General features: G+C 47.3%; 1 protein-coding gene. It reads right to left on the bottom strand.

What is annotated here, in order from left to right:
- A partial coding sequence (locus tag F1E73_RS17735) for a hypothetical protein (RefSeq protein ID WP_191089069.1) occupies positions 1-677 on the bottom strand: 677 nt, incomplete at both ends.

Genomic DNA, 677 nt, shown 5'->3' with positions numbered 1-677 from the left:
CAAATTGAACCGTACCTGTACATCCATTGCTATCGGTAACGGTAAAATCGTATATAGCCGGAGTTAAATCTGCAAAAGTATCCGAAGTTTGGGTAGGACCTCCATTTATACTATAGTAATATGGAGCTGCACCCAAGCTGGCATCAACGACAATGGTAGCCAAACCTGAAGAGGTAAAACATAATGTGGAGGCTGCAAAATCAATACTAGCAACTGGATTGGTGGGCGGATTAATATCAAAAGTGTCCGTTACCGTACAACCACCTCCATCCGTAACGCGGATGGTATAGGTGCCGTCTACACTTAAACCTGAAAAGAAATTATTGGCTTGTGGACCTAGGACCGTCGCATCGGGTTGTACCAACTCATAGGTATATCCTCCCCAGCCATCGGAAGCAGTGATCATCACCGATCCATCTGCATTACAGGTCTTAGGGTTCAAAGTAAAAGTAAAGGCCAGTGACGTAGCTGGTTCGTTCACCGTAACCGTGGCCGTATCTGTACAATTAGTAGTATCGTCCGTAACGGTAATAGTATAGTCCCCTGCCAAGAGTCCGCTAAAATTCAAAGGGTCCGTGCTTATTCCGCTCTGGGGCGCTATGGCCGTGGGCCCCGTAACCGTATAACTATAAGTCCCAGAAAATCCGCTAACCGTATAGGCGATGGCCCCGTCTGCG

This window comes from Arenibacter lacus (assembly GCF_008711145.1).
Lineage (GTDB): Bacteria > Bacteroidota > Bacteroidia > Flavobacteriales > Flavobacteriaceae > Arenibacter > Arenibacter amylolyticus.
Note: the sequence above shows the minus strand (reverse complement) of the source record. Positions and strands in the feature narration are given on the sequence as shown.